Below are 26,328 nucleotides of genomic sequence, written 5' to 3'. Positions count from 1 at the left end.
CGACTCCGGGCGTGTGGTGGCCCTCATGTCTCTGGCCCGAAACCCGCGAAAATTCGTGACGACCTAGGAACCACCCTTGCCAATACCTACAGTGTTGATGGTATCTTCCCTTTGTAACGCAGTTCACATTGAAGGCGTTGGGGTGACACCGTCCGGGAGGGCGCGGGGATCTCTCCCGTAACGGCACTGAAGGAGTCGTCATGGCAAGTACTCAACACGCGGGCACGTCGGATTCCGCTGTCAGGACTCACGAGCACGATAGCGGCGAGTTCAAGCGGGACATGGGCTTCTGGGGCAACCTTGCCCTGGGGTTCACGTACTTGTCCCCCGTGGTGGGCGTGTATACGACCATTGCGGCGGCCCTGGCGATTTCCGGCCCACCCGCATTCTGGATGCTGGTGATCGCCGGGCTGGGCCAACTTCTCGTGGCGCTGGTTTTCGGTGAGGTCGTCTCCCAATACCCCATTGCTGGAGGTATTTACCCGTGGAATCGACGACTGTGGGGTCCCAAATGGGGATGGATGAGTGGTTGGATTTACGCCATCGCCATCAACGCGACCATTGCGTCCGTGGCCTACGGCGCAGGACCGTTCTTGGGTGCCTTATTTGGCTTGGAGATGACCCCGCTCGCCAATGTCTTGTTGGCTCTGGGGATCCTCGTCCTGGCAACTGTGGTGAACTTCGGCGGCACCAAGATTCTGGCGAACGTGGCATTCATTGGATTTGCGGTAGAGATCATTGCCACCGTGTGCCTCGGTACGTGGCTGCTCTTCAAAGCTCGCCAGCACGACCTTTCCGTCCTGTTCATGGATTTCCGTTCCGCGGACATGCAAAGTGACGCACCCTTCGCGGCGGCGTTCATCGGAGCAGCGATCTTCGGGATTTACCTATACTACGGCTTTGAGGCCAACGGGGACGTTGCTGAGGAAGTCAAAGATCCTGGTCGCGTGATCCCCAAGGCCATGCGCACAACGATTTACGTGGGCGGCATTGCCTCCATGTTTATCGCGCTGGGGCTGATTCTGGCCGTTCCGGACTTCGGAGCGATTCTTGATGGCACCGCCACCGATCCCGTCGGCGCCATCTTCCTCAGTGCCTTCGGCCCCACGGGGTTCAAACTTGTGATGGCAATCGTCCTGTTGTCCTTCTTGTCGTGCACGATTTCACTCCAGGCCGCCGCCTCCCGGTTGATGTTTTCCATGGGACGCGACCATCAGCTTCCGGCCTCGAATTTCCTGCGGAAGTTCAATCACAAGCGAGCTGTACCGCCGTACGCGTTGCTTACCGCGGCTGGGCTTCCCGCTGTCGTGCTCATCATCTCGTTGCTCAGCGCCAACGCGCTCATCGCCATTGTCTCGTTCGCTTCCTGCGGCATCTACATGGCGTTCTGCACGGTGGTGATCGCCTCTCTCCGGGCTCGCGCCAAGGGTTGGAAACCCAAGGGGCACTTCGCCATGGGCAACGCGGGCTGGGTGGTCGCGGGAACTGCTCTGGTGTATCAGATTTTCGCCATCTACACACTTGTCACCCCGGTGCCCGATGTCCCCTGGTACCAGGCGTGGATGGTCGGTCTCGTGGGGGCAGCGGTTCTGGTCATCGGTGCCCTGTATCTGGTTGTTCGACGGCCCTATCGATTCAATGCCGGGCCCACGGGTGACGCTCATACGGGTGAGATCGACCTGCGATATGCGAATCCGATTTCCCAGACCGAGGAAGTTGTCGACATGGCCATTCGCCTGGGCGGCGGAAAGCCACACACGTATCCCCACAACGGTTCGGAACGACAGTAAGACGAGTCGAAGAGTTGCTCGGAAAGGAACTCGCCATGAGCATCACAGCCCCCAAGTTCGCGTACCTCGATATTTCGGACCCGTCCTTCTCCATGGATTCGGATGCGGTGCGAGATGCCCGGGACACCAACTGGTATGCCAAAACCAACTACGGCATTGCGGTCTTGTCCTACGAGGACAACGCAGCGCTGATGAAGAGCCCCAAACTGATCCAGGGATCGGCGCAATGGCCCGAACACAACGGGGTCCACTCGGGTGTTTTCTACGACTGGTGGAAGGAGAATCTCCTGGTTCTGGAGGGGGAGGACCACCACCGGATCCGTCGCCTCGCAAACCCCGCGTTCTCACCACGTAAGATCGCGGCGCTGGGCGATCGGTTTGAAGCCCTCGCCAACGAACTGATCGACAACTGGATCGACAGCGGTGAAGTGGAGTTCGTCGAGGAGTTCGCGGCACCGTTCGCCACCCGGGTGCTGTGCATCATGCTCGGCATCGACGAGAGCGACTGGGAGAAGATCAACGAACTCGGGTCGACAGTGGGCGCCGCCTTGGGTATCACCATCAAGCAGGAGTTGCCCGAGATCGACGCCGCTCTGCGGGAACTCCAGGCGTACGGCGCCGATCTGATTAAGGACCGGCAACAAAATCCCAAGGACGATTTCGTCACTCGTTTGGTGGAAGCCAATCGCGAGGGGGACTCGCTGTCCGATGAGGAACTCCAAAACCTCATTGTCCTTTTGATCTTCGGCGGGATGGACACGACACGGAACCAGCTGGGCTTGGCCATCCAGTCCTTCGCTCGCCAACCTCACCAGTGGGAACTGCTAGCCGAGCGACCCGAGGAACTGGCAAAGGCCGCCGTGGAGGAGGCCTTGCGGATCAACCCGACCACTCGTTGGGTGACCCGCGAGGCAGCGGAAACCTTCGAGTACAAGGACCTGACCATTGAGAAGGGGACCACTGTCCACATGTTCACCTTCGCCTCCGGTACCGACCCCGAGAAGTTCAGCAATGCGGACCGGATCGACTTGGAGCGCGAATCAGCACCCCACTACGCATTCGGCGGCGGAGTTCATCACTGCTTGGGTCACTTCGTGGCCCGCTCGGACATGATGGCGGCCCTGCCAGCATTGGCAACGCGCATCACCAACATCAACTTGTTGCCCGAGGGGCGTTGGCTACCGGACTCCGGTAATACCGGACCCGCAACGCTTCCCATCACATTCGAGAAACGCTAAGCACGACAACCGAAGGATCAGTGTCCGCGGGCACGGAAAGGTGCATTCATCATGAAGGTCTGGGTCGATCGAAACCTGTGCGAGAACCACGGGCAGTGCGCTATCGCAGCGCCGAACAACTTCGAAATGGATTCCGAAGGGGTACTGCAATACGAGGAGGAATTCCCCGAAGCAGAGCTCGAGTACATCGAGGACGCCATGGATGTCTGTCCTGTGCAGGCCATCTTCCTCAAGGGAGAGCAGTAGATCATGTCCACCCTCGAGCTAGGGCGAATCATCGTGGTAGGCGCGTCCATGGGTGGCTTGAGAGCAGCGGAGCAGCTGCGTTCGGCCGGTTGGAAGGGCGAGCTGGTGGTCATCGGGGAAGAGCCGCACAAACCCTATAACCGACCGCCTTTGACCAAGGAAATTCTGGCCCGGCCGGGAACCCTGGAGGAATCACTTCAATCAACGGCCTTGCGCCAACGAGCAAGTGTCTCGGACGCGCAATGGCGGTTGAGCGAACGAGTCATTGTAAGTGACCTCCGCGCGCGAACGGTCACGGTGGATTCCGGGGAACACCTGGAGTACGACGGTCTTGTCATTGCCACGGGAATCCGTCCCCGGCGTTTGCAGGCGCCAGGACCCACGAAGGGTCGATACGTCGTTAGGACCCTCGAGGAATCACGAGCCCTGCACGAGGAACTGAGCTCTGAAAAACGAGTCCTGGTAGTGGGGGCAGGTTTCATCGGTTGCGAAGTCGCCTCCACTGCCCGCCAACTCGGATGCGTCGTTCAACTCGTCGAGGGGTCCAGGGGACCAATGCACCGCGTCCTGGGCCACGAAGTTTCGGAAGCCATGCGCAACTGGCTCGCGGGCCAAGGCATCGAAATGGTCAATGGCAGCTACGTTGAGGAATTCCTCACGGGCTCCTCGCCGGATGATCACGCATCTCATGCTCGTGCGGCGGGGGTTCGTCTCGCGGATGAGCAGGAGCTTGCCGCTGACATTGTGGTTGAGGCCGTCGGATCCGTACCCAACACCGAATGGCTTGAGAACAATGGCTTGGATCTCACTGACGGCGTAGTCGTGGATTCCAGGATGCGCGTCGAGGGCGCACCCCGAGTGGTCGCCGTAGGCGATGTCGCACGATTTCCGGACCCCTGGTCCGGTGGTGAGCTGCGTCGCATCGAGCATTGGCAAACAGCAATTGACACGGCCAAGACGGCCGCGAAGTCCCTGGTGGCGAGTCTGGGCGGCACCGAGGAGCCCGCGCCGTTCAGCGCCATGCCGAGCTTTTGGAGCGACCAATTCGGTGTCCGGATCCAAGGAGTGGGAGCGCCGCACCGAGCAACCTCCATTGAAGTTCTGGAGGGAAGCCTGGAGGACCCGGCGTCAGGCGTAGCCATCAGCTATCAGCGCGAGGGGGAGACCATTGCCGTGGTCAATGTGGGATTGCCCGCAGGACGGCTAGTTCAATACCGCGACATGTTGACGAAAATTACTTCGCCAGCCTGACGCCTACACCCATCCTTGGTGAAACAAGGGATAGATGGAAAGTGTGTGAAATGTCTGAGAACACGATGTCTGAAGTAAAAGAACCGCATGTGGAAAAGCTGCAAACCCAAGCAATTCAGCTGGGGCGCAGCCTCACCGACGTCTACCAGGAACGCTCGGAATCGGCATTGACCGACAATGGGGCCTTCGCTCGTCATCGGGAAAAGAATCTCTCCGACGAATCCGTGGAACGGATCAAGGAGCAGATCGAACGTTCCGGAGTGAAGTACCTGTACTACATGCTCCCAACGCTCGGATCTCGAACTGTTGCAAAGCTGGTGCCCGCCAAGCACATCGTACGGAACCTGGAGAAGGGAATCAGCTTCCACCGCACCGCGCTCAGTGACCTGCAGACCGATATCTTCGGCACATTGATCGGTGGTGGCGTGGAGGCCAAGGAGTTCGTGGGACTCCCGCAACCCGAGACGCTTCAGCAGTTGCCGTGGGACCACGAGGTCGGCCGCGTCTTCTGCGCTGCCTACGAGCCTGAGCACCTCGGGGAGGTGGGAGGCCGTCCTCTGGCCATCGACGCGCGTGCCAACATGCACCGAACTCACCAGTTGATGAAGGACACGTTCGGGCTGACCATGAAATCGGGTACGGAGCCGGAAATGGTGTGGGCCGGGAAATCCATTGAACCAAACCTGGTGCCGGGGCACAGCCCGGCGTACCAGGTGGAAAATCTGGAAATGATGAGGCCGATCTTCAAGCGCCTGGAGGAATACGCAACGGCACTGGACTTCGACATGATCGAAGGTGACTACGAGGACCAGGGTCAACTCGAATTGAACTGGATGTTCGATGATATCGAGCTGACTGCGGACAGGCTGGTGACCTATCGACAGATCTGCTCCCAGGTCGCTCGAGAATTCGATGTCCAAGCAAGCTTCATGCCCAAGCCGTACCTGGGCTCCATGGGCAATGGCTGCCACCACAACATTTCCCTCTGGGATGAGCAAGGTCGCAATTCTTTTGTCATCGACGGAGTGACTGAGCTGCACATGTCTCAGCTGGGCCGCTGGGCAATTGGCGGCATACTCAAACATGCACCGGGAATGATGCTCGTCATGGCGAGCACGGTGAACTCTTACAAGCGATTCTGGGATCCCGGGCAGTTTGCTCCGGCCCGCGGCAACTGGGGTCTGGACGACCGTGCCTCCATGGTGCGGATTTCGGCCAACGGTCGTGCAGAGGTGCGCGTCCCGGACGCGGCAGTGAACCCCTACCTCTCTCATGCCCTGCTGATTGCGGCGATGGCTGACGGTATCGGCAACCAAATTGAACCTCCCGCAGAGGGAAGCCTCGGCGAGACCATGCCCATGTCACTGGGTGAAGCCATCGACGCCTTCCGCGCGGACAAGTACGTCCAGCGGTCCCTGCCCGACCAGCTGTCCAGCGTCTACCTGGACATGAAAAATGACGAATGGGCCCGCTACTGCGGCGCGTTGACCGAATGGGAATTCAAGCAGTACTGGCAGGCGATTCCGTGATGAGTACTTTGAAACTTGCGTGCATCGATTCCGATGCTCCTCCGCTGTTCGATCTCTCTACCGATGGCGGACGAACCAGGACCGGGTACGAACCGGAGGCTGCACACCTGGTTGCTGAGGAACTGGGCATGGACCTGGAGTGGCTCGTGCTTCCGTGGGACGACATGATCCCGGCAGTGCAGCGTGGTGAGGCCCACGGAGTGTGGTGCGGGCAGGGAATCATTGCATCACGGCAAGAGCAGGTTGCCTTCACCCGCCCCTACGCAGTGTTCAGCGAATCCGTTCTGGTGCGGGCCGGGGATCCGGCCCGCACACCGGAAGACATGGCGGGCTACCGCGTGGCTGCTATTCGAGACAGCGCGAACATGAGACTGGCGGAGTCCTTCCAGGGAGCGCACTTGGTTCCGTTCGACTCCTCCGGCGATGTTTTCGGTGACATGATTGCCGCCGTTCGCAGCGGCAGCGTGGACGCCATGGTCGACGACGACGTCGTGACGGTACCGCTCGGAGACGACCCGGACTTCGACATCGCTTTCACGGTGGAAACCAGGAACCCGTGGGGTGTGGGCGTCTCGAAAGGCTCCCCGGACATGCTGCAACTGCTCGATGGGGCTTTAGAGCGAGTCATTGCGGATGGGCGGTTGGAAGCTGTGTGGCGGACATGGATGCCGCACCTTCCGTTTCCGGCCGACCTCCATGAGGGGAGGCCGTCATGACATCGGACAAGCCGTTCATCGCGGTACCGGCCATGTGGTCGGCCCAAATCAAGGGGCTCCGGTATTCGGGTTCAGTGGTGGCCAACGCGGTGCTCGACAGCATTGCTCGGGCCGGCGGAGATCCACTGGTGATTTCCCCGGCCACGAATTCCAATGTTTGGTCCATCGTGGATGGCATGGTGCTTCCCGGGGGATCCGACATAAATCCCGCTCGGTACGGCGCTGCCGCTGATGAGACCTACGTCGGAACCGATTACGCCCAGCAGGATGAAGCCGAGGCGAAAGCTATTGCGATGGCTCAAGAAATGGGACTGCCCACTCTTCTGATCTGTCGTGGCATGCAATTGTGGAACGTGGAACGCGGTGGCACGCTGGTCCAACACTGGCCGGATGATCCGCAACAGCACGTGGACACGGTGCATGACGTGGAGATAGCTCCCAATAGCCGACTGGCTGCGGTGCTGGGAGACTCCCGAGAAGTATCGGTCTCCAGCTATCACCATCAAGCGGTACATCGACTGGGCGCTGGGTTGACCGTCGTGGCGAAATCCTCGGACGGATGTGTTGAGGCCATTGAGGACCCCGAGCTCAACACCGTGGCGGTGCAGTGGCATCCGGAGGACCGTTCGGATTCCGTGGCATCGGATCAAGCACTCTTCGATTGGGTCGTCCACGAGGCCCGAAAGCGGCGCGAAGCAACGAGAGGATAGTCATGCAGGCACACCCTTCGGTTCCGCTGTTGTCACCGGCCGACGTGGCGCCCCGGTCGACAGCCGAGCCGGATTCCGACGTCCGTATCGCGGTGGTTGCGCAGTTGAATCTTCCTGACCAGAACGAGGAAACCTACGAGCTGATCAAGAGATTCACATCGGTGACCCTGGAAAGTCTGCGGGAGGCCGGGGCGCAAACGGTTCTCATTGATGTCACGGAGGACGCGGAACCGAACTACCAAGCCATCGCAGCAACGGATGGAGTGGTCGTTCTCGGTGGCGGTGACGTGGCTGGAGCCCTCTACGGTCATCACGAGCCGGTCCCGGACGAGTACGGTAAAGATCCTCGTTCCGACCGGAGGCAACTCAAGATCATTCGGGAAGCGATCGATCGAGACGCCACTGTTCTCGCCATTTGCCGCGGATCCCAGCTGCTCAATGTTGCGTGCGGCGGAACATTGATTCCCGATATTCAACCGGCGCACCTGCACCGGGGAGTTGATGGAGCCCCGATGTTCCTGGATGAGGAAATCGCTCTGATCCCGGGCAGCAAAGTGCATGAGATCTACGGGCGCGAGCGGCTGGTGGTTCGCAGTGGCCATCACCAGGCGGTCGCGGAGCTCGGCGAAGGGCTGCGGGCTATCGCCGTCGCGGACGACGGCGTTGTCGAGGGGACGGAGCTGGTGGATAAGACCTGGATAGTCGGTGTGCAGTGGCATCCGGAAGACGACGACGGTCGCGCGGACGACCGGTACCAGTTATTCAATGCGTTCACGCAACAGGCACGGGCCCGGAAGATCACGTGAGGCGACCACCACGTGTGGCGGCCGCCCTACTCCTGGGTGGCCGCCACCAGGGTGAAGGTGGGAACCGACGTGGCCAAGGTGATTCGCGACAACCCATCGGAGTGTTCATTCAGGCGCAGACCCGGGAGGAACCGCGCAGAATTCGAGCAAACAATGCGATCCTCCTCGGTGACCAGCGCCACCGGGGGCCATTGCCCGGACGAGTGTCGTGAGAGTGCTTTCTGGAGAGCCACCTGGACGCTCTCGACAAGGATGTCTGCTCCCACCACGGCCGCGAACTCGTCTCCCACGTTCAGCGGCACGGCCAACGTGACGATGTATTCGTCAAAGCCCAGGTAGTCCAGCAGTGGACCGCCGAGCGCTGGTCGACCGGTGGTTCGTGGCGTGTGATACCAGGGGAGATTGAGAAAGTCGTAGAACTCGTGGGAATCGCGGTCGTAGACAAATCCGTAGGGTTCGATGTCCCCGTCGTCACTGCGCACGTACCACTGGATCAACTGTTCGGGTACCGCAATGCGTTCCGGTGCGAAGATCACTCCCGTCCCCGCCAGCATGCTGTGCCTCTTGAGGACGCCGAGAGCGTGCATGCGCATGCGGGTCACCATGGTGTTGTCGAAGGGGCCCACGGAATGAGACGTGCTCAACCGATTGAGACGATCGGACAGGACATCCGCATACACCTTCAGGTCCCGGTACAAAAGGTTGAACTGTGCGGACAAATCGTCCGCAACCGTGAGGAGATTACCGCTCCGGTCCATGCGTGCCCCCATTCTGCTCATCGTTGAGGGAGAGCGTCAGTTTCACGTCGATCAGATGGTAGGTGTCTGCACTGACGCGTGTGCTTGCAGCTTCGACAGCTGCTGTGCTGTCTCTGTCTACCAAAGTTTGGTACAGGTCCTGCAGCTGTGAAACGGCTCCCGCGTGGTCACGGTGCTTGATCAGCGGGGACCAGAGCAGTTCACTGACTTCCAGCTGCAGGCGGAGTGCCAGTGACAGTAAGCGTCGGGACTGCGCGGCAACGGCGAGCTCCAGCCAAAATCTGCTGTCCGACCTCGACCGCTGATGGGGAGTGCGCGCCTTGCGGAATTCCGCGAGGAGCGAGCCGAGTCGCTCAACATCATGATGAACCGCGCGTTCCGCCGCTAAACGACAGCACGCCGCGGTAATGGCTGTGATTTCATCGCCCAGGTCGCGCAGGTCGACCACTGTGTATTCCCTGAACCGTTGCAGCAGGGCATCAGTGCGGGCTTCTGGGTACGAGACGACGAACGTGCCGCCGTTTCGTCCCCGTCTGGTTTCCACCAGGCCTTCATCTCGGAGTTTGGAGAGGGCTTCGCGCAGCGTGGCCGGCGCGACACCGAACGATTCGGACATGTCGACTTCGCTGGGAAGCCTGTCCCCCTGGTGGAGCAGCCCCACCGCTATGGAGTCCCGTAGCCGTTCCGTGATGACTTCGGCGCGATCGTAGGAGGGAAGACTGCGGTAAATCTGCGCCCGCAGCGCAGCCGAGGACGGAACCACCTCGACGGGTTGGGTAGGAGGATTACTGGGACCCAGCACGCCCTGTGCATCGTCCATGGATGCTCCTCCCCGATGATCCCTCACCACACCGATTTCATGTGCTGACGTGCCCTTGTGGTCGTCTACTGAGAATGCCATACACGGAGCCGGTTTCACCCCGCCGACGCCGGTCAGCGACGCCCCGCATTCACGCCTTCCTTGCGGTCCATCGCAACCAGTTCCAATGCCTCGGTGCGCGTGGTGTGCAAATCGTTGATCTCGTCCAGGGAGCGGTCCTTGGTCTCCTTGGCGGTCAGCGCGGCGATCACAGAGATCAGACCCGCGGCGGCAACCACCAACGCCACGTTGATCCAGGAGGAACCGTCGGCGCCGGCCACGGAGGTGGCCAGGAACGGCGTGATGCCGCCGGAGATCGCAAAGCCGATCTGCGTGCCCAGAGCCAGGCCGGTCACGCGGACGCGGGTCGGGAACATCTCCGCGTAGAACGAGGGCCAAATGCCATTGGCCATCGAGTAGAAGCAACCGGACAGCAGCGCGCCCAGCACAAAGATCAGCGTCCAGTTACCCGCGGCCACCGCGGCCAGATACGGGAACATGAAGCCCACGGCGCCCAGCACACCCGCGATGAACACGGGCTTGCGCCCGATCTTGTCCGCCAGCAGCGCCCAGGCGGGAATGGTGAACAATGCTACGAAGTTCGCGACCACCGAGACCCAGAGCATGGTGGAGCGTTCCAGGCCCACGATGGAGGTTGCGAAGGACAGCGACCAGACCAGGAACACCACGTTAATGGTGTTGACCATGGCGGCAGCGGCAATGCGGATCACAGCGGCCTTGTGGTACTTCAGCAGGGTGCTCAGGGGAGTGGTGCGCTTGACCTCGGTACCCTCCGCTTGGGTTTCCTCGAAGGCCGGCGGCTCCTCCAGGTGACGGCGGATCATGTACGCCACGAAAACCACCACGGCGGAAGCCCAGAACGGAACGCGCCAGCCCCAGCTGAACAGCTGCTCCTCGGTGAGGACCAGCGTGAAGGGGATGAACACGGCGGTCGCTAGCAGCGTGCCGAACTGGGTGCCCTGCAGGGTCCAGCTGGTGGTGAAGGCGCGGTGCCGGTCATCGGCGTGCTCCAGCGAGACGGAAATGGCGCTCGCCTGCTCTCCGGAGGCGGACAGGCCCTGGATCACGCGGCACAACACCAACAGCGCCGGAGCCAGAAGGCCGACCTGATCGTAGGTGGGCAAGCACCCCACCGCGAACGTGGCGCCGCCCATCAGGAACAGAGTCAGCATGAGCACGAACTTGCGCCCGTACTTGTCACCGAGGGGGCCCATGATGAGCGCACCCAACGGGCGAACCACGTAGGCAACACCCACGGTGCCCATGGCCAACAGGATGGCCACACCGGGGGAAGCATCCTTCGGGAAGAAGATGTGGTTCAGCACCAGTGCGGCGGCAGTGCCGTACACGGCAAAGTCGTAGTACTCCAGAGCGGAGCCGATCCAGCTGGCGAGCGCTGCTTTCTTGGGAGTCTTGGCGGCGTTTGCTGCCGGATTCGTGGGCCCCGGTGAGCCCGCGTGGTGGGTGGTGCTCATGAGAAGACATCCTTCACGGAAGGCGTGGGATCAAACGTCCCCGCTGCGGTGATTGCCATATATTAGAAATAGTTTTCAACTACTTGAAACATAAGCATGAAGTGGGTCACACTGTTCGTCAAGTACCCGACCGAAAAAATCAGGAGCACGTCATGAGCCCCACGAACACCACGGCCTCGGCGGCGGGCGCGGCGGACGCAGCAATCGCCCCGGCCCCGGCGCGTGCGGGTGATCGCTCCGGCACCGTCCGCAAGGGACTCACACTCCTGGAGCTGCTGGCCAACTACCCGCACGGGGCCACCGCGGGTCAGATCGTCGCGGACTCCGGCTACGCCTTCAGCACGTGCTATCGCCTGCTCACCACGCTGGTCGATTCCGGGTTCGCCGAGTACGATCCCGCCACCAAGCGGTACCGCCTGGGTCTGCTCGTTTTTCAGATGGGCCAGAAGGTCGCCACGGCCAGGGGGTACTCCGGTACCGCACTTCCCGTGCTGCGTCGGCTCACGGAGGCCACCGGCGAAAGTTCTTTGCTCGCCGTGCTGGACGGGGACCGTTTCCTCACCGTGCACACCGTGGACGGACCCAACCACCGCATCACCACCGATCCCGGGGACCGTGGTGAGCTGCACACCTCCTCGCTGGGCAGGGTGTTGCTTGCTTTCAGCCCGCAGACCACCCGGGACGAGTTGGTCGCCGCCCTTGACCTCGCGCCGCGCACGGATCGTTCCCTTGCGGACCGGGGCGAGCTGCAAAAGATCCTCGAGGAAACCCGCGAACGCGGCTGGGCCTCCCAGGACCAGGAACACGATGACGGCATGTGCGCCGTCGCTGTCCCCGTCATGACCCCGGGCGGGCCTCTTGTGGCAGCGCTCGCGCTCGCCGCACCCGTTTACCGCAGCGACCTGGCCGGTCTCGAACAGCACATCCCTCTCCTCAAGGACGCCGCGGTCCAGCTGGCCTCGCAACTTCCGCAGCGTCCCTAGCCACCGCGCCGTCCGCGGGCACGGCAACGTATCCAGTTACCGAAACACCCCGGATTCCCCGAAAGGAACCGCATGTCCACCCTCAACGAGTCCTTCCTGATCGGTTTGATCGGTGACGGCATCACCGAAAGCCTCACCCCACCCATGCACGAGCGCGAGGCCGACCACCACGGTGTGCGCTATCTCTACCGCCCCGTGGATCTCGCGAAGATCAATCGTCCCGGAGCGGACGTCGGTGAGCTGCTGCGCGCCGGGCGGGATCTGGGGTTCAACGGGTTCAACATCACCCACCCCTGCAAACAAATCGTCATGGACCACCTGGACGAGGTGGCTCCCCAGGCCGCCGCAATCGGGGCCGTCAATACGGTGCTGGTCAGGGACGACAAGTTCATCGGCTACAACACGGACTGCTCCGGCTTCACGGAAGGATTCCGCGGGGGCCTACCCGGGGCCAACCTGGATCGCGTGGTGCAGTTCGGCTCGGGCGGTGCGGGGTCGGCAGTCGCCGAGGCGCTGCTCGCGGTGGGCGCCCAGCGCTTGGATCTGGTGGACGTCGACGTCGCTCGCGCGGCCCAGCGCGCCGCCGCCCTGGCCGCGCGGTACCCGGGCGCCGTCGTGGGGGCTGTGGAACCGGATCAGGTGCCCGAGCTGGTGATTGGCGCGAGCGGCGTGGTCAATGCGACCCCCGTGGGAATGCATCACCACCCCGGAACACCGTTCGACACCGCCCTGCTCAATGGGGGGCAGTGGGTTGCGGACGTGGTCTACCTGCCGTTGGCCACGGAACTCGTCACCGCGGCCAAGACCGTGGGATGCCAGGTGCTGGACGGTGGCCACATGGCGGTTGGGCAGGCGGTCGATGCCTTCAGACTGTTCACCGACCTGAACCCGGACCGGCGGCGGATGCGTGATCATTTCCTGTCGCTGACCGGGCAGTCCCCGGTCGCCCCGGCCCAGGAGTCCGGAGGGGCCCAATGAGAACCAGCATCGCCACGGTGTGCCTGTCCGGGACACTGGAAGAGAAAATGCAGGCTGCCGCGCTCGCCGGATTCGACGGGATCGAAGTGTTCGAGCAGGACCTGGTGGTTTCGCCGTCCTCCCCCGAGCAGCTGCGCGAGAGGGCCGCCGAACTCGGTCTCTCCCTGGACATGTACCAGCCGTTCCGCGACGGCGTGGAGGTCGCCCCGGAGGCGTTCCCCGATTCGCTGCGCCGGTTGCGCGCGAAGTTCGACCTGATGCGCCGCCTGGGCACGCCCGTGTTGCTGATGTGCTCCAATGTGGCCACGGCCGCCCTGGATGATGATCAGGCCATTGCGGATCAGCTGCGCCGGGCCGGCGAGATGGCCGCCGAATACGACATCAAGCTCGCCTACGAGGCCCTGGCGTGGGGTAAGAACGTCAACGACTGGCGCCGCGCACACCGCATCGTGGAGCTGGCCGATCATCCCGCCGTGGGCACGTGCCTGGACAGCTTCCACATCCTCTCCCGCGGTGACACCGTGGACGGCGTGGAGCTGCTGGACCCGGACAAACTGTTCTTCGTGCAGCTCGCGGACGCGCCCTTGCTCAAGCAGGACATTCTCTCGTGGTCGCGACACCATCGCATCTTCCCGGGCGAGGGGGACTTCGACCTGGTGGACGTGCTCGCTCGCCTGCATGAATGTGGGTACGCGGGTCCGGTCTCGCTGGAGATCTTCAACGATGCCTTCCGGCAGGCTGACGTCCACCGTACCGCCGTGGACGGGCTGCGTTCGCTGCGTTGGTTGGAGGACCAGACCGCGGACGCCGTGCGCGCGGCGGGGGAGGACCCCGCATGTGAGCCGCTGGTGCTGAGTGATCTGCCGGATCCCCAGCCGCCGCGGGCGTGGGATTTCGTGGAGCTGCGCACCTCCAAACTCGGGCAGACCACGCGCCTGTTGCATCAGTTGGGGTTCGAACTGGCCGGTCATCACCGCAGCAAGGACACCGTCCAGGCGTGGACGCAGGGCCCGGTTCGGGTGGTCATCGGCGAGGACCCGCAGGCCTCGCTCGCGCAACCCACCCGTCTGGCCGCCCTGGGGTTCCAGGTCGACAGTCCCGACGACGCCGCCCACCGCGCCTCCCGCTTGCTCGCCCCGGTGGTCGCGCGCACCCAGCAACCGGGGGAAACCGTGCTGCACGGGGTGCTCGCCCCGGATGCGACCGAGATCTTCTTCGGTCCCCACGGGGACCGCGGGGTGCCCCCGTGGCTGGAGGAGTTCGGCGCGGACCCGGCCGAAGCGGCGTCGGACTCCCTGATCACCGGCGTGGACCACGTGAACCTCGCGCAGCCGTGGCAGCACTACGACGAGGCCGTCCTGTTCCTCACCTCCCTGCTCGACCTGCATGCACAGCCTGCGCAAGAGGTCGCGGGACCGTCCGGGCTGGTGCGCTCGCAGGTCATGCGCTCCGCGGACAAAACCGTGCGGATCCCCCTCAACGTGGCCCCCACCGCCGCGGAACAGGGCGCCTACACGGGCGCGGCCTACCCCGAGCACGTGGCGCTGGCCTGCTCGGACATTGTGGCCGTGGCTCGCCGCGCCCGACGCCGCGGCCTCACCTTCCTGCCGGTGCCCGAGAACTACTACGAGGACCTCGTGGCCCGCTTCGACCTGGCCCCGGACACGGTCGCCGAGCTGCGCGAGCACGGCCTGCTCTACGACCGCGACGAGCGCGGGGAGTTCCTGCACTTCTACACGGCGACCCTCGGTGAGGTGTTCGTGGAGGTCGTGGAACGGCGCGGCAACTACCGCGGATTCGGTGCCCCCAATGCCCCCGTGCGGCTGGCGGCGCAGTACCGGACGTGGGAGGAAGCGGCTGGCACCCTGTGATCAGGGTTTACTGCACGGTAGTCAGTCGTGCTCTGCAGTAACCCCTCATGAAATGGCTGGGGAGTGAACCGCGAACCTGACACACTGGAACCAGCCAGTTGTGATGCGTAGAGAGCGGGATGTTCGTGAGTGATCAGCGGTCCGGTGACACCAAGCCCGGTGAGAGCCAGCCCATGGTGTTCGAGCACGTCACCGCCGCCCAGCGGGTGATGTTCGGCTCGGACAAGGCAGGTGACTTCCTGGCGGCCGAACTCGAGCGGTTGGATAGCAAGCGTCCCATGATCATCACGGGCGGTTCCGCCGAGACGGCAGCCCGTACCATCACCTCGCGGCTCGCACCGGGTCTGTGGTGGAACGAGGTGGCCCAGCACGTCCCGGTGGAGCTCGCGGAGAAGGCGCGCGCAGCGGCGTCGGACGCGGGTATCGACGCTCTCGTGACCGTGGGCGGCGGTTCGACCCTTGGCCTCGGCAAGGCGATCGCATTGACTTCGGGGCTGCCCCTGATCGCCGTGCCCACGACCTACGCCGGCTCCGAGGCGACCGACACGTGGGGCCTGACTGAGAACCGTACCAAGACCACCGGCCTGGACCCCAAGGTCCTGCCGGTCACGGTGATTTACGACGCCGCCCTGTCCCGCTCCCTGCCGGTGGGCCTGTCGGTCGCGTCCGGGCTCAACGGCATGGCCCATTGTGTGGATTCGCTGTGGGCGCCCAAGGCCGACCCCATCAATCGAACGTTCGCCCTCGAAGGTGCCCGGGCCCTGGCCGTGGCCCTGCGCGGCATCACGGCCGATCCCGATGACCTGCACGCCCGCGAGATGGCGCTGTACGGCTGCTATCTCGCGGCGTTGTCGTTCGCGTCTGCCGGATCGGGAATGCACCACAAGATTGCGCACGTGCTGGGCGGCACGTTCAACCTCCCCCACGCGCAGGTCCACGCCACGGTGTTGCCGTACGTTCTGGCGTTCAATGCGCCCGCCGTTCCAGAGGTCTCTGTCCGCCTGGCTGACGCCTTGGGCTCCGACTCCGGCGATGCGACCGAAGCGCTGGACGCGCTGTACCGCGAGATCGATGCGCCCCGGGCGCTCACGGACATCGGGTTCACTGAGGGCGGGATTGCGGAAGCCGTTCAGCGATCCCTGAAGGCCATTCCGGACTCCACCCCCACCGCGCCCACCGAGGAGAACCTCACGGTGCTGTTGCGCGCCGCACTGACCGGGGAGGATCCGGCCACCGTTCCTGCGAGGACGGAGCAAGCATGATGGCGAATTACTCGAAGCTCCACGATGACCCGTTCCTGACACGATTAGCCGCTCAGGAACCATCGGCGTGGTTCAACCCGGCCGTGACCACGACCGCGGCGGGCCTGTACGCGTCCGACCTCTCGCGCAGCATCGTGGACGACGCCGCCGCGAGGCTCGATCGGTTCGCTCCGTGGATCGCCCAAGCCTTCCCGGAGACGTCGAGAGCCCATGGCATCATCGAGTCGCCCTTGGATGCGGCTCCGGACATGCAGCGCGAACTGGGTCTGGCCGCGGGCACGCTGCTGCTTAAGCGCGATGACATCCTGCCCGTGAGCTGTTCCATCAAGGCCCGCGGGGGAGTGCACGAGGTGCTGGAATACGCCGAGTCACTGGCTGCCGAGGCGGGTTTGCTACCCACCGACTACCAGGAGTTCGGCTCGGCACCCGTCCGCCGCCTCATGGCTCAGCATCGGGTGGTCGTGGGGTCCACCGGAAATTTGGGGCTGTCCATCGGCATCACCTCCGCCGCACTCGGGCTGCAGGCCACCGTGCACATGTCCACGCACGCCCAAGCATGGAAGAAAGAACTGCTCCGGGGTCTGGGGGTGGAGGTGGTGGAGCACAGCACCGATTACACGGCGGCGGTGGACGCCGGACGACAAGCGGTACAGACCGATCCGACCACGCACTTCGTGGACGACGAACACTCGGTCAGCCTGTTCGCGGGATACGCCGTGGCGGGGCGAAGGGTTGCTCGCCAGTTGCGCGACCAAGGGATCACCGTGGCAGCGGATCACCCACTGTTCGTGTATCTCCCGTGCGGCATTGGCGGCGCCCCGGGCGGAGTGGCCTATGGCCTCGCGCTGGAATTCGGGGACGCCGTGCATTGCATTTTCGCTGAACCCACCGCCGCGCCGGCCATGATGCTGGGTGTCTACACCGGACTCCACGATCAAATCTCCGTGTCGGAACTGGGTCTGGACACCCGCACCGTGGCGGACGGACTGGCCGTGGGGCGACCCTCCGGTTTCGTGGGGCGGCGCATGCAAGGACTGATCGACGGTTACTACACGGTGACGGATCAGCATATGAAGAACCAGGTCAAACTACTGCATGCCACAGAGGGAATACTTGCGGAGCCTTCCGCGGTGGCCGGTCTGGACGGGCCGCACTGGATCAGCACCGATACGGCGTACCTGAACCGTACGAACCTCACCGACCAGCGGCTGAGGAACATCACTCACATTGCCTGGCTCACCGGCGGCGGCATGGTTCCAGCGGAGGTCCAGCGAAGTTATCTATCGTAAGATGAACTGCCTGTAAGGCCCGAACGTTCTGAGGATCACCACCAGTGTTCACTCGGAAGTCCGCTTGCCCACACTCGGTGTCGAAAGGTGCACAGAGTGCAACAAGTGGCCTATTGTTGACACGTGAACATCGGATGCCAGGGGGAAGCCCCTAAAGATAAGCGCGGTGCCCTCAAGTGGCACAACCGGCGCGCCATTGTGATGGCCGCCGGTGAGCTGACCGACCGCCACGGTATTCAAGGGTTCACCGTCGACGACCTGGCAGCGAAGGCGGGCGTCTCCAGGCGGACCATTTTCAACCACTTCTCGTCCGCGGAAGATGCCGGCTACGAGTACCTGTCGGAACTTGTCACACGGCTCATCCGGGCCGTTCTGGCGGAACTCCCGGATGCGTCGGAACGCGGTGAGCAAACGTTGGGCTCCGTGTATCAGGATCTGTGCACCGCGATGCGGTCTCACAGCCTGGTGGAGGCGCTGCGTCCGCTGTTGCTTCAGGTCACCGAGGTGAAGGAATCACCGACCGCAGCGTTATGGGGTTTCCGGGTGACCAGTGCGGCCACCGAACGGTTGGAGAACGTGCTCTGCGAACGGCTGCCCGACCACGACCGGCTGGAACTACAGCTGGTGGCCACCTCCATCATCAACTCCATGTCCGTCTGCATGGACGCGTGGCTCCTTCGAACGGGCGGGGAACTCAACGATGAATCCCGTCGCATCTGGGATGAACTGATGTCCGACACCCTGCTCGTTTTGGGCCGCGGCTTCACAACCTGACTTATCGTCGACCGGCCCGCGCGAGCGGCGTCGTCGGCGGGATCCGCTCTTGCGCAACGTATCTGACCATGACCATTGCTACCGACATGTAGGAGACTCCTCGTGGCTCGACTTCTTTACCGGCTGGGCATCGGCTCGGCCCGTCACGCGTGGGCGGTGATTGTGTCGTGGATCGCCGTGCTGGCCATCTCCGTGGGGGCCGTTGCGTTCTCCGGTGTGCAGCTGTCCAACGCGATCACCATCCCCGGCACCGAAACTCAGCAGCTCGCTGACCGCCTGCAGGATGAACTGCCGGAGGCCAACCAGGGCACGGGACGCATGGTCTTCTACACCGAGGACGGATCGGAATTCACCGAGGAGCAGCGGCAGGGCATCGCGGACGCCGTCGCCTCGACCGAGGGCATCGACCAGGTCGACAGCGCCACCAACCCGTTCGAGGCACAGGCTCAGCTCGACGACGGGCGGCAGCAGCTCGTGGACGGTCGCCAGCAACTGGAGGAGGGCCAGCGGGCCATCCAGCAGCTGCAGGAGAACCTGCCCCCGGGGGCCAACGCGGACCAGATCCTGCAGCAGCGCGGCATCAACCCGCAACAGATCCAGGAGCAGCAGGCTCAGCTGGAATCCGGCGAGCAGACCATGGAACGCATGGGTGACTACCGCGTGGTCTCCGCGGACGGCAACTCCGCCATTTCGGTGGTGAACTTCACCGTGGATCAAACCTCCGTGACCGCGGATGCCAAGGAAGCCGTCATGAACGCCGTGAACGACCACCCGGTCGACGGCGTGGGTGTGGACTTCTCCCAGGAGCTCGCGCAGGACATCTCGTCACTGGTGGGTCCGGCGGAAATCGTGGGCGTGGTGATCGCCGCGATCGTGCTGCTGGTCATGTTGCGCGCCCTGGTACCGGCCATTCTGCCGGTGTTGACCGCGCTGATCGGCGTGGGCATTTCCACGGCCGCGACGCTCGCCTTCTCCGGCGTGATCGACATGATGTCCGTGACGCCCATGCTGGGCGTGATGCTCGGTCTGGCCGTGGGTATCGACTACTCGCTGTTCGTCCTGAACCGGCACCGCCAACAGTTGCGCCGCGGCATGGAGATCAAGGAGTCCATCGGCATGGCCGTGGGTACCTCCGGTACCGCCGTGTTCTTCGCGGCCCTGACCGTGATCGTTGCCCTGGTCGCGCTGAACGTGACCGGCATTCCGTTCCTGGGTCTGATGGGCACCGTGGCCGGCGTTGCCGTGCTCATCGCCCTGCTCATCACCCTGACCCTGACCCCCGCACTGCTGTCCCTGGCCGGGCGTAAGGCGCTGCCCCGCAAGCAGCGCAACGCCGCCCCCGACGAGCAGCACATCAACGAACACGACGTTCCGTTCCACCTGCGCCACCCCTGGATCACCTCGCTGCTGAGCGTGGGCGTGTTGGTGGTGCTCGCGCTGCCGGCTCAGGACATGCGCCTGGGACTGCCGGATGCCTCCACCGAATCGGTGGACAGCACGTCGTACCAGGCCTTCCAGCGCATTGCCGATGACTTCGGCGCCGGCGAGAACGGCCCGCTCGTGGCCGTGGTGGATCTGCCCGAGGGCCTGACCGAGGACCAAGCCACCGAGAAACTCAACGTGGTCTCCGATCGCATTGCCGACCAGGATGATGTGGCCAATGTGATGCCCGCCGTGACCACCGACGACCGTCGCGCCGGCGTGATTCAGGTGATCCCGGAATCCGGTCCCGCGGATGCCGCCACCGAGGAACTCGTCAACAACCTGCGCGGCCTCAACGGCGATCTCAAGGACAGCGAGGACGTCACGATCGGCGTGGCCGGTACCACCGCCGCCAACATCGACGTCTCCCAGCTGCTCGGCGAGAAGCTCCCGCTCTACCTGGGCGTGGTCATCATCATCTCGTTGCTTCTGCTGCTCATGGTTTTCCGCTCCATTGTTGTCCCGGTGATCGCCTCCGCGGGCTTCCTGCTCTCGGTCCTGGCATCCCTGGGTGCCGTGGTCGCGGTCTACCAGTGGGGCTGGGGTGGCGAGCTGATGGGCGTGCACGATCCCGGGCCCATCCTGAGCTTCCTGCCCACCCTGATGATCGGCATCCTGTTCGGTCTGGCCATGGACTACCAGCTGTTCCTGGGCTCGGGTATGCGCGAGGCCTACGTTCACGGCCACCCGGCACGTCAGGCCGTGGTGTACGGGTTCAAGGCGGGCCGCGCAGTGGTCACGGCCGCGGCGATCATCATGATCTCCGTGTTCGCGGGCTTCATTTTCGCGCACCTGTCCATGATCAAACCCATTGGTTTCGGCCTGGCAATCGGTGTGCTGCTGGATGCGTTCGTGGTCCGCATGTTCCTGATCCCGGCCGTCATGCGAATCATGGGCGAAAAGGTCTGGTGGCTGCCCCGGTGGCTGGACAAGATCCTGCCCCGCGTGGACGTTGAAGGCGAGTCGTTGACCCGCACCGCTACCGCCGGCGCCACTGCCGGGGCTGGGGCCGGTGCCGGTTCGGATTCCCGTTCCGATCACGACGCCGCCGCACCCACCTCCCGCCGCGCCGTCGCCTCGAACGGTGGGTCGGCCGCCGCGTCGGAACACGCCGCGAGCGGTGTGGTGCCCGTGAAGGCCATGGCGGTTTCGGAGGTGGTTCTGCGCCAGGCAGACCCTGCGCTCAAGGCGACCGATGTGCTCCTGCCGTTGCTGCCGAGCATGCCCGAGGAGGAAGACAGCGCCCGGGAGGAGTTGAGCAAGGACAAGCCCGAGGCCGCTCCGCACCGTTCCATGCATGAACGCGTGAATTTCCGGAAGGTCATGGTGGCCCGGCGGCCCGTGCTGGTGGCCGAGCCCAAGTCACGGACCTGCAATGCGGAAACTCCGGTGATCGTGTACTGGCACGGCGGTGGCTACGTGAACGCCATGGTGCGCACGCACTGGCGGTTCCTGGACGAGCTCATCAAACGGACCGGTGCCACGGTGCTGGTGCCCAGCTATGCGCTGGCCCCCGTTCACACCGTGGACGAGGTCGAACCCCTGGTGGACGGAACCCTGGAACTGGCCCGCACACTGGGCTCGCACGTGTACTTCATGGGTGACTCCTCCGGTGGCGGCCTGGCCCTGGCGCAGGCACAACGGCTGCGGGACAAGGGGGTAGCCCCGCTGGACGGCCTGGTACTGATCGCGCCGTGGGTGGACGTGACCCTCACCAACCCCGAGATCGCCGAGTACGAGGCCAAGGACAACATGCTCAGCGTCAAGAAGCTGCGCCTGTCGGGTCGTTGGTGGGCCGGAGAGCGGGACGTTCGAGACCCGCTGGTCAGCCCCGCGTACGGTTCTTATGATCGGCTGCCTCGCACGTTGGTGACCCAGGGCGATCACGACATCCTGTACCCGGACACCATGAACACGGTGGCCGAGCTGCAGCTCGCCGGTGTGGACACCACCGCGATCGTCACCGAGGGAGCGCCCCACACCTACACGCTCATGGTGTGGTCCTCGACCGCCCGTCAGGACGTGGCGGACATCGCTCGCTGGATCATGGAGAGGTAGTCGCAACTCCTCACGGCGGTGCGGTGCAACCGCGTTTCCAATCCTGTTCCGGTGGGGTGATGCCACGCTAAAGGCCCTCGAGCACTTCTTTTGGAAGTGTTCGAGGGCCTTTGAGGACCGAGGAGGGGATCAGCTTTGCTCGGATGAGGAAATTTCTGCCGTGGAATCTTCCTCGGTCTGTTCCAGTTGCACCTGCTTCGCAGACTCCCCGGTCGTGACCTCAATCTTGCGCGGTTGCTCCTTGGGAGAGACGGGGATGGTCACCGTCAGCACACCGTTGTCGTAGGACGCGGTGATCTCCTCGGAGTTGATGCCCTGCCCCAAGTTCAACTGCCGGACGAACGAGTGGCTGCGGCGCTCACGGACGATCCATTTGGTGTCCTGCCCCGCGGTGGGCAGTTTGCGCTGAGCCCGAATGGTCAGCAGTTGCCCGTCGACGTCCACGTCGACGCTCCCGGGATCAATTCCCGGCAGATCTGCCGTCAAGTAGTAATTGGCTCCTTGGCGATACAGGTCCATGGGCATCTGCTCCAAGCCGTTACGGGACGCCAGGATCTGGTTGGCGAAGTTCTGAACTTCAGAGAACGGATCAAAAGTTGCCATGATGTGTGCTCCTCATACAGTAAGGCTTACGTGAGAGTCCCCGTTTACCATTCCGTGGAGATATCACGTTACTTGAGCCTACATCGCTCAAGTAAGACATAATCTAGCACTCTATGATGCAGAGTGCCAGGGAGTGGGGAAGGAAACTTGAGTCATGCCCGCTCAAAGCTGGTCGCAGTCAGCGGCCCAAGGTCTTGAAGAACCACGTGTAGAACCCGAGCCAGCCCGCGCCGAAGATGCTCCAGCGGACCCACTCGGGACCGTTCGGCAGGAGTTTTCGTCCCAGCGCGTCCAGTCCACCAATGGCTGCGGTGACCAGGATGAACCGGGGCGCTCGGGCCGGGACGGACCACAGCAGGAATCGAGGCAGGGAACGGCCCAGCAGCCCATTGGTGCGGGCATAGATCTTGTACGGCGTACCCCGCAGCGGCCCGGTGAGCAGCGCCCGGTAGCCCTTGGCCGCGTAGTCGTTCTCGACTCGGCGCACCATGGCGGGGGAGACCGCGGGTAGCGTGGCCAGGAGCCGCGCGGATCGCTCGGCACTAATGGCGACTCCCCACAGATGAGTGAGCGCTCCGCCCAACACCGCGCCGGCCGTCGCGGAAGCCACGCATTGCAGCCCGCGCTTGGGACTCCTCATGGCCACCGCGGACAACCACACGTCCGGGACAATAAAGAACGCGGAGGCCTCCGCAAAGCCCCACGCCGCGGCCACGGCATGATCCCGATGAACGGTTGAGTGGCTCATGAGTCCTCCCCTTGACGTGCGGTGACGTCGGTCGTTTTGGCCTTTGGCTCGGCGCACCGTAATGATCACTGTAGAAGGGGTTTGCCCTGTCGTAGCGTTATCTACAGGACCGCAACGGTCAATCGGAGGAGTGCAGTCATGGGAATGGGTCACGACCACGGACATTCCCACGTGCCCCAGGCGGCCGACCGTGGCACGCGGCGGCGGTTGGTCATCGCGTTCGGCGTTACCGCAATCATCGTGATTGCGCAGGCGGTGGGCAGCGTGATCACCGGAAGCCTCGCGCTGCTCACGGACACCGCCCATGCCGCGGCGGATGCCTCGGGTCTGCTGGTGGCCGTGATCGCCGCGACCATGATGTTGCGTCCTCCCAGCGGCCGCCGCACGTGGGGATTCGCGCGCATCGAGGTGATCGCGGCGCTCGGTCAGGCCGTGTTGCTCCTGGCGGTGGGAATCTATGCGGCCATCGAGGGCATCCGGCGACTCTTCGAACCCAGCGACATCCCCTCCCTTGAGCTGCTGATCTTCGGCACGATCGGTTTGGTCGCCAACATTGCGGCCATGGCCGTGCTCGCCTCCGCCCGGGACTCGAATTTCAACATGCGTGCCGCCTTCCTCGAAGTACTCAATGACGCTCTCGGGTCCATGGGCGTGATCATTGCCGCGATCGTCATCCACACCACCGGGTTCCAACGCGCGGACACCATTGCCGGGCTGTTCATTGCCGCCCTGATCCTGCCCCGGGCGTTCCGGCTGCTTCGCGAGACCATGGGTGTGCTCATGGAGTTCACGCCCAAGGGGGTGGACCTGGACGAGGTGCGGGAGCACATCATGGCCTTGGAACACGTGCGGGACGTTCACGACGTCCACGCCTCCACGATCGGCACGGGGCTCCCGGTGTTGTCCGCCCACGTGGTCGTGGAGGATCGGTGCTTTGAATCCGGTCACGCCCCGGAGATCCTGGGGGCGGTGCTCGGGTGCGTCCGGGAGCACTTCCCCGTCTCCTTCGACCACGCGACCATCCAGCTGGAGACCGCTGCGCTACGGGACAAGGAATCCCCGCACATGCGCCACGCGTAGCGCGGCGAAATCCCCAGGCCGGCCGCCCGGTGTGCGCGGGTAACGGCCGAACATGTAAAGGTGGCAGGAGACAATCCGTTCACTCGCGAGGAGACGCATGGGTTCCAGCACCAATCCCCCCAACCCGCCGGACCCCCTGCGCCGCCCCATTCCGCAGCGCACCACAGGCTGGGCCACCGGCATAGCGGCCGCGTTGCAGCGAGCGGGCCTGAAGCCCAACCACATTTCCCTGGCCTCGGTCGGCTTCGCGCTGCTGGGATGCGCGTGCCTGGTGCTCTCCGCGCACGTCGACGACGCCGTCCGTTTCCTCCTGCTCGTCGGCGCCGCCGTGACCATACCGTTGCGGCTGGTGTGCAACATGTTCGACGGGATGCTCGCCGTGGAGGGCGGGCTGAGAACGGCCACCGGTGAACTGTTCAACGAGGTGCCCGACCGGCTCTCGGACCTTGCCCTGCTTGCGGGAGCGGGCTACGCGGCGTCGGCGATGGACGGCGGCGTGACCGTGGGCTGGCTCGCGGGAAGTCTCGCCGTGCTGACCGCCTACGTGCGCACGCTGGGAGTCAGTGCGGGGGCGGGGCAGTTCTTCGGCGGGGTCATGGCGAAACAACAGCGCATGTGGACGCTCATGGTCGGGATCCTGGCGACCGTGGTCGAGCCCCTGCTCAATCTGCCGCGCGGCTGGATGTTGTTCGTGACGTTGCTTCTCATAGCCGCGGGGTCCGCGCTCACGGTGGCCACACGGCTGCGCTGGATTGCACGCGAACTCAAGAATCGAGGCTGAGTCATGACCGAGATCGGGTTGATCGGCCCGCCGTCGATTCGGCTGCTGATCGGCGTGGGCGTGTTCCTGGTGGTGGCCACGGTGGTCGCGGAGCTCATGTTCCGGCGCGCCACCACGGAAGGATTGCGGAACACCCTGAGCAACGTGCGGCAGCGGATTTTCGCGTGGTGGATCATGGTGGGAGTCCTCGCCGTCAGCTTGGCGCTCGGGGAAACCGTGATGCTCGTGCTGTTCATGTTGCTTTCGCTCGTGGCGCTGCGGGAGTTCATGGCGCTGGTGCCGTCCGGCGAGAAGGACGGTCGGGCGCTGATCTGGATCATGGCCGTGCTGACCCCACTGCACTACTGGTTCATGTGGGAGCACTGGTATGGGATGTTCGCGATCTTCATCCCGGTGTACGCGTTCCTGTTTCTGCCCGTGTTGCTGGCGCTGTCCGGTCGAACGGATCATTTCCTGCACCGGGCCGCACTGAGCCAATGGGGGCTCATGGTGTGCGTGTACGCGCTCAGTCACCTGCCCGCTGTCCTGCAATTGCCGGTGGCTTTCACCGAGGGCAAGTCCGCCGCGGACGGATCTCCGGTGGGTTCGGGCGGTGTGGCCGGCGGTGCGCTCCTGCTGTTCGTGTGCGTGGTGGTTCAGGGCTCGGACGTGCTGCAGTACCTGTGGGGCAAGACACTGGGTCGCCACAAGATCGCGCCCACCGTGAGTCCCAACAAGACGTGGGAGGGGTTCATCGGGGGAGTGCTCTCGGCCACCGCTCTGGGCGCCGCCCTGTGGTGGCTGACCCCGTTCACCCCGTGGCAGGCCGCGCTGCTGTCACTGATCGCGTGCCTCATGGGTTTCGTGGGCGGCCTGGTGATGAGCAGCCTCAAACGCGACCGCGGGATCAAGGACTTCGGCGCGATCATCCCCGGTCACGGTGGCATCCTGGACCGCACGGACTCCCTGATCTTCGCCGCGCCGGTGTTCTTCCACATGACGCGTTTCTTCTTCAGCCCCTAGTGGCCCGACCCCCGGGCC

The 26,328-nt window shown here is 63.8% G+C and carries 23 protein-coding genes; 18 read left to right on the top strand and 5 right to left on the bottom strand.

The window, feature by feature from the left end; translation table 11 throughout:
* Positions 1–200 precede the first annotated feature (200 nt).
* The 8 genes from AC3ENJ_RS10320 to AC3ENJ_RS10285 are packed head-to-tail and all read left to right on the top strand — an operon-like array spanning position 201 to position 8,286.
* Positions 201–1,790, top strand: coding sequence for an APC family permease (locus AC3ENJ_RS10320; protein WP_431813967.1), 1,590 nt, complete (start codon positions 201–203; stop codon positions 1,788–1,790).
* Between the two features lie 35 nt (positions 1,791–1,825).
* The gene (locus AC3ENJ_RS10315; protein ID WP_431813966.1) at positions 1,826–3,028 is read left to right on the top strand and encodes a cytochrome P450; all 1,203 of its coding nucleotides are present in this window, start codon (positions 1,826–1,828) and stop codon (positions 3,026–3,028) included.
* Positions 3,029–3,079: 51 nt separating this feature from the next.
* Complete coding sequence (locus tag AC3ENJ_RS10310; RefSeq protein ID WP_431813965.1) at positions 3,080–3,274, top strand: ferredoxin; 195 nt, start codon at positions 3,080–3,082, stop codon at positions 3,272–3,274.
* A 3-nt stretch (positions 3,275–3,277) separates the two neighbouring features.
* Positions 3,278–4,525, top strand: a complete 1,248-nt coding sequence (locus tag AC3ENJ_RS10305) for an NAD(P)/FAD-dependent oxidoreductase (RefSeq protein ID WP_431813964.1) — start codon at positions 3,278–3,280, stop codon at positions 4,523–4,525.
* A 50-nt stretch (positions 4,526–4,575) separates the two neighbouring features.
* Positions 4,576–6,054: a glutamine synthetase family protein gene (locus tag AC3ENJ_RS10300; protein ID WP_431813963.1), complete on the top strand. Its 1,479-nt coding sequence runs from the start codon at positions 4,576–4,578 to the stop codon at positions 6,052–6,054.
* A complete protein-coding gene (locus tag AC3ENJ_RS10295; protein ID WP_431813962.1) occupies positions 6,054–6,770 on the top strand; it encodes a substrate-binding periplasmic protein in 717 nt (238 codons plus the stop codon). Before AC3ENJ_RS10300 ends, AC3ENJ_RS10295 begins: the two co-directional genes overlap by 1 nt.
* The gene (locus tag AC3ENJ_RS10290; RefSeq protein ID WP_431813961.1) at positions 6,767–7,480 is read left to right on the top strand and encodes a gamma-glutamyl-gamma-aminobutyrate hydrolase family protein; all 714 of its coding nucleotides are present in this window, start codon (positions 6,767–6,769) and stop codon (positions 7,478–7,480) included. The genes AC3ENJ_RS10295 and AC3ENJ_RS10290 overlap by 4 nt, the downstream gene beginning before the upstream one ends.
* Positions 7,481–7,482: 2 nt before the next feature.
* On the top strand, positions 7,483–8,286 hold the full coding sequence (locus AC3ENJ_RS10285; RefSeq protein ID WP_431813960.1) for a gamma-glutamyl-gamma-aminobutyrate hydrolase family protein: 804 nt from the start codon (positions 7,483–7,485) through the stop codon (positions 8,284–8,286).
* Between the two features lie 26 nt (positions 8,287–8,312).
* Here the strand turns inward: AC3ENJ_RS10285 and AC3ENJ_RS10280 are convergent, their stop codons facing one another.
* The 3 genes from AC3ENJ_RS10280 to AC3ENJ_RS10270 form a co-directional block, all read right to left on the bottom strand.
* Positions 8,313–9,044: a cache domain-containing protein gene (locus tag AC3ENJ_RS10280; protein WP_431813959.1), complete on the bottom strand. Its 732-nt coding sequence runs from the start codon at positions 9,042–9,044 to the stop codon at positions 8,313–8,315.
* Complete coding sequence (locus AC3ENJ_RS10275; protein ID WP_431813958.1) at positions 9,028–9,864, bottom strand: FadR/GntR family transcriptional regulator; 837 nt, start codon at positions 9,862–9,864, stop codon at positions 9,028–9,030. The genes AC3ENJ_RS10280 and AC3ENJ_RS10275 overlap by 17 nt, the downstream gene beginning before the upstream one ends.
* Positions 9,865–9,977: 113 nt before the next feature.
* On the bottom strand, positions 9,978–11,399 hold the full coding sequence (locus tag AC3ENJ_RS10270; protein ID WP_431813957.1) for an MFS transporter: 1,422 nt from the start codon (positions 11,397–11,399) through the stop codon (positions 9,978–9,980).
* A 152-nt stretch (positions 11,400–11,551) separates the two neighbouring features.
* On the opposite strand from AC3ENJ_RS10270, the gene AC3ENJ_RS10265 reads away from it, so the two are divergent.
* The 7 genes from AC3ENJ_RS10265 (at position 11,552) to AC3ENJ_RS10235 (ending at position 22,096) form a co-directional block, all read left to right on the top strand.
* The gene (locus AC3ENJ_RS10265) at positions 11,552–12,382 is read left to right on the top strand and encodes an IclR family transcriptional regulator (protein ID WP_431813956.1); all 831 of its coding nucleotides are present in this window, start codon (positions 11,552–11,554) and stop codon (positions 12,380–12,382) included.
* 72 nt (positions 12,383–12,454) lie between these two features.
* Complete coding sequence (locus tag AC3ENJ_RS10260; RefSeq protein WP_431813955.1) at positions 12,455–13,360, top strand: shikimate dehydrogenase; 906 nt, start codon at positions 12,455–12,457, stop codon at positions 13,358–13,360.
* Positions 13,357–15,231, top strand: coding sequence for a bifunctional sugar phosphate isomerase/epimerase/4-hydroxyphenylpyruvate dioxygenase family protein (locus tag AC3ENJ_RS10255; protein WP_431813954.1), 1,875 nt, complete (start codon positions 13,357–13,359; stop codon positions 15,229–15,231). The genes AC3ENJ_RS10260 and AC3ENJ_RS10255 overlap by 4 nt, the downstream gene beginning before the upstream one ends.
* A 125-nt stretch (positions 15,232–15,356) precedes the next feature.
* On the top strand, positions 15,357–16,493 hold the full coding sequence (locus AC3ENJ_RS10250) for a maleylacetate reductase (protein ID WP_431813953.1): 1,137 nt from the start codon (positions 15,357–15,359) through the stop codon (positions 16,491–16,493).
* Positions 16,493–17,782 carry a D-serine ammonia-lyase gene (gene dsdA, locus AC3ENJ_RS10245; RefSeq protein ID WP_498957868.1) on the top strand — a complete coding sequence of 430 codons (1,290 nt, stop codon included), beginning with the start codon at positions 16,493–16,495 and terminating at the stop codon, positions 17,780–17,782. The genes AC3ENJ_RS10250 and dsdA overlap by 1 nt, the downstream gene beginning before the upstream one ends.
* 123 nt (positions 17,783–17,905) lie before the next feature.
* Positions 17,906–18,556 carry a TetR/AcrR family transcriptional regulator gene (locus AC3ENJ_RS10240; protein ID WP_431813951.1) on the top strand — a complete coding sequence of 217 codons (651 nt, stop codon included), beginning with the start codon at positions 17,906–17,908 and terminating at the stop codon, positions 18,554–18,556.
* A 102-nt stretch (positions 18,557–18,658) separates the two neighbouring features.
* Positions 18,659–22,096 carry an MMPL family transporter gene (locus tag AC3ENJ_RS10235; RefSeq protein ID WP_431813950.1) on the top strand — a complete coding sequence of 1,146 codons (3,438 nt, stop codon included), beginning with the start codon at positions 18,659–18,661 and terminating at the stop codon, positions 22,094–22,096.
* Between the two features lie 129 nt (positions 22,097–22,225).
* On the opposite strand, the gene AC3ENJ_RS10230 is transcribed toward AC3ENJ_RS10235, so the two are convergent.
* Together AC3ENJ_RS10230 and AC3ENJ_RS10225 are read right to left on the bottom strand one after the other, a co-directional pair.
* Positions 22,226–22,699, bottom strand: a complete 474-nt coding sequence (locus tag AC3ENJ_RS10230; RefSeq protein WP_190782207.1) for an Hsp20/alpha crystallin family protein — start codon at positions 22,697–22,699, stop codon at positions 22,226–22,228.
* Between the two features lie 178 nt (positions 22,700–22,877).
* Positions 22,878–23,447 carry a YqaA family protein gene (locus AC3ENJ_RS10225; protein ID WP_190782208.1) on the bottom strand — a complete coding sequence of 190 codons (570 nt, stop codon included), beginning with the start codon at positions 23,445–23,447 and terminating at the stop codon, positions 22,878–22,880.
* Positions 23,448–23,585: 138 nt separating this feature from the next.
* Between AC3ENJ_RS10225 and AC3ENJ_RS10220 the strand changes: the two genes are divergently transcribed.
* The 3 genes from AC3ENJ_RS10220 (at position 23,586) to AC3ENJ_RS10210 (ending at position 26,310) form a co-directional block, all read left to right on the top strand.
* Positions 23,586–24,527, top strand: coding sequence for a cation diffusion facilitator family transporter (locus tag AC3ENJ_RS10220; RefSeq protein ID WP_431813949.1), 942 nt, complete (start codon positions 23,586–23,588; stop codon positions 24,525–24,527).
* A 97-nt stretch (positions 24,528–24,624) separates the two neighbouring features.
* Positions 24,625–25,308 (top strand): CDP-alcohol phosphatidyltransferase family protein, encoded by a 684-nt coding sequence (locus tag AC3ENJ_RS10215; protein ID WP_190782210.1) that lies wholly within the window; start codon positions 24,625–24,627, stop codon positions 25,306–25,308.
* 3 nt (positions 25,309–25,311) lie between these two features.
* Positions 25,312–26,310, top strand: a complete 999-nt coding sequence (locus AC3ENJ_RS10210) for a phosphatidate cytidylyltransferase (RefSeq protein ID WP_431813948.1) — start codon at positions 25,312–25,314, stop codon at positions 26,308–26,310.
* Positions 26,311–26,328 lie beyond the last annotated feature (18 nt).

This window comes from Kocuria sp. cx-455, from assembly GCF_057707085.1.
Note: the sequence above shows the minus strand (reverse complement) of the source record. Positions and strands in the feature narration are given on the sequence as shown.

What these genes read in the sequence shown, in the direction of transcription:
- AC3ENJ_RS10320 (WP_431813967.1), top strand. Translation starts at nt 201, where the DNA reads ATGGCAAGTACTCAACACGCGGGCACGTCGGATTCCGCTGTCAGGACT.
- AC3ENJ_RS10315 (WP_431813966.1), top strand. Translation starts at nt 1,826, where the DNA reads ATGAGCATCACAGCCCCCAAGTTCGCGTACCTCGATATTTCGGACCCG.
- AC3ENJ_RS10310 (WP_431813965.1), top strand. Translation starts at nt 3,080, where the DNA reads ATGAAGGTCTGGGTCGATCGAAACCTGTGCGAGAACCACGGGCAGTGC.
- AC3ENJ_RS10305 (WP_431813964.1), top strand. Translation starts at nt 3,278, where the DNA reads ATGTCCACCCTCGAGCTAGGGCGAATCATCGTGGTAGGCGCGTCCATG.
- AC3ENJ_RS10300 (WP_431813963.1), top strand. Translation starts at nt 4,576, where the DNA reads ATGTCTGAGAACACGATGTCTGAAGTAAAAGAACCGCATGTGGAAAAG.
- AC3ENJ_RS10295 (WP_431813962.1), top strand. Translation starts at nt 6,054, where the DNA reads ATGAGTACTTTGAAACTTGCGTGCATCGATTCCGATGCTCCTCCGCTG.
- AC3ENJ_RS10290 (WP_431813961.1), top strand. Translation starts at nt 6,767, where the DNA reads ATGACATCGGACAAGCCGTTCATCGCGGTACCGGCCATGTGGTCGGCC.
- AC3ENJ_RS10285 (WP_431813960.1), top strand. Translation starts at nt 7,483, where the DNA reads ATGCAGGCACACCCTTCGGTTCCGCTGTTGTCACCGGCCGACGTGGCG.
- AC3ENJ_RS10280 (WP_431813959.1), bottom strand. Translation starts at nt 9,044, where the DNA reads ATGGACCGGAGCGGTAATCTCCTCACGGTTGCGGACGATTTGTCCGCA.
- AC3ENJ_RS10275 (WP_431813958.1), bottom strand. Translation starts at nt 9,864, where the DNA reads ATGGACGATGCACAGGGCGTGCTGGGTCCCAGTAATCCTCCTACCCAA.
- AC3ENJ_RS10270 (WP_431813957.1), bottom strand. Translation starts at nt 11,399, where the DNA reads ATGAGCACCACCCACCACGCGGGCTCACCGGGGCCCACGAATCCGGCA.
- AC3ENJ_RS10265 (WP_431813956.1), top strand. Translation starts at nt 11,552, where the DNA reads ATGAGCCCCACGAACACCACGGCCTCGGCGGCGGGCGCGGCGGACGCA.
- AC3ENJ_RS10260 (WP_431813955.1), top strand. Translation starts at nt 12,455, where the DNA reads ATGTCCACCCTCAACGAGTCCTTCCTGATCGGTTTGATCGGTGACGGC.
- AC3ENJ_RS10255 (WP_431813954.1), top strand. Translation starts at nt 13,357, where the DNA reads ATGAGAACCAGCATCGCCACGGTGTGCCTGTCCGGGACACTGGAAGAG.
- dsdA (WP_498957868.1), top strand. Translation starts at nt 16,493, where the DNA reads ATGGCGAATTACTCGAAGCTCCACGATGACCCGTTCCTGACACGATTA.
- AC3ENJ_RS10230 (WP_190782207.1), bottom strand. Translation starts at nt 22,699, where the DNA reads ATGGCAACTTTTGATCCGTTCTCTGAAGTTCAGAACTTCGCCAACCAG.
- AC3ENJ_RS10225 (WP_190782208.1), bottom strand. Translation starts at nt 23,447, where the DNA reads ATGAGCCACTCAACCGTTCATCGGGATCATGCCGTGGCCGCGGCGTGG.
- AC3ENJ_RS10220 (WP_431813949.1), top strand. Translation starts at nt 23,586, where the DNA reads ATGGGAATGGGTCACGACCACGGACATTCCCACGTGCCCCAGGCGGCC.
- AC3ENJ_RS10215 (WP_190782210.1), top strand. Translation starts at nt 24,625, where the DNA reads ATGGGTTCCAGCACCAATCCCCCCAACCCGCCGGACCCCCTGCGCCGC.
- AC3ENJ_RS10210 (WP_431813948.1), top strand. Translation starts at nt 25,312, where the DNA reads ATGACCGAGATCGGGTTGATCGGCCCGCCGTCGATTCGGCTGCTGATC.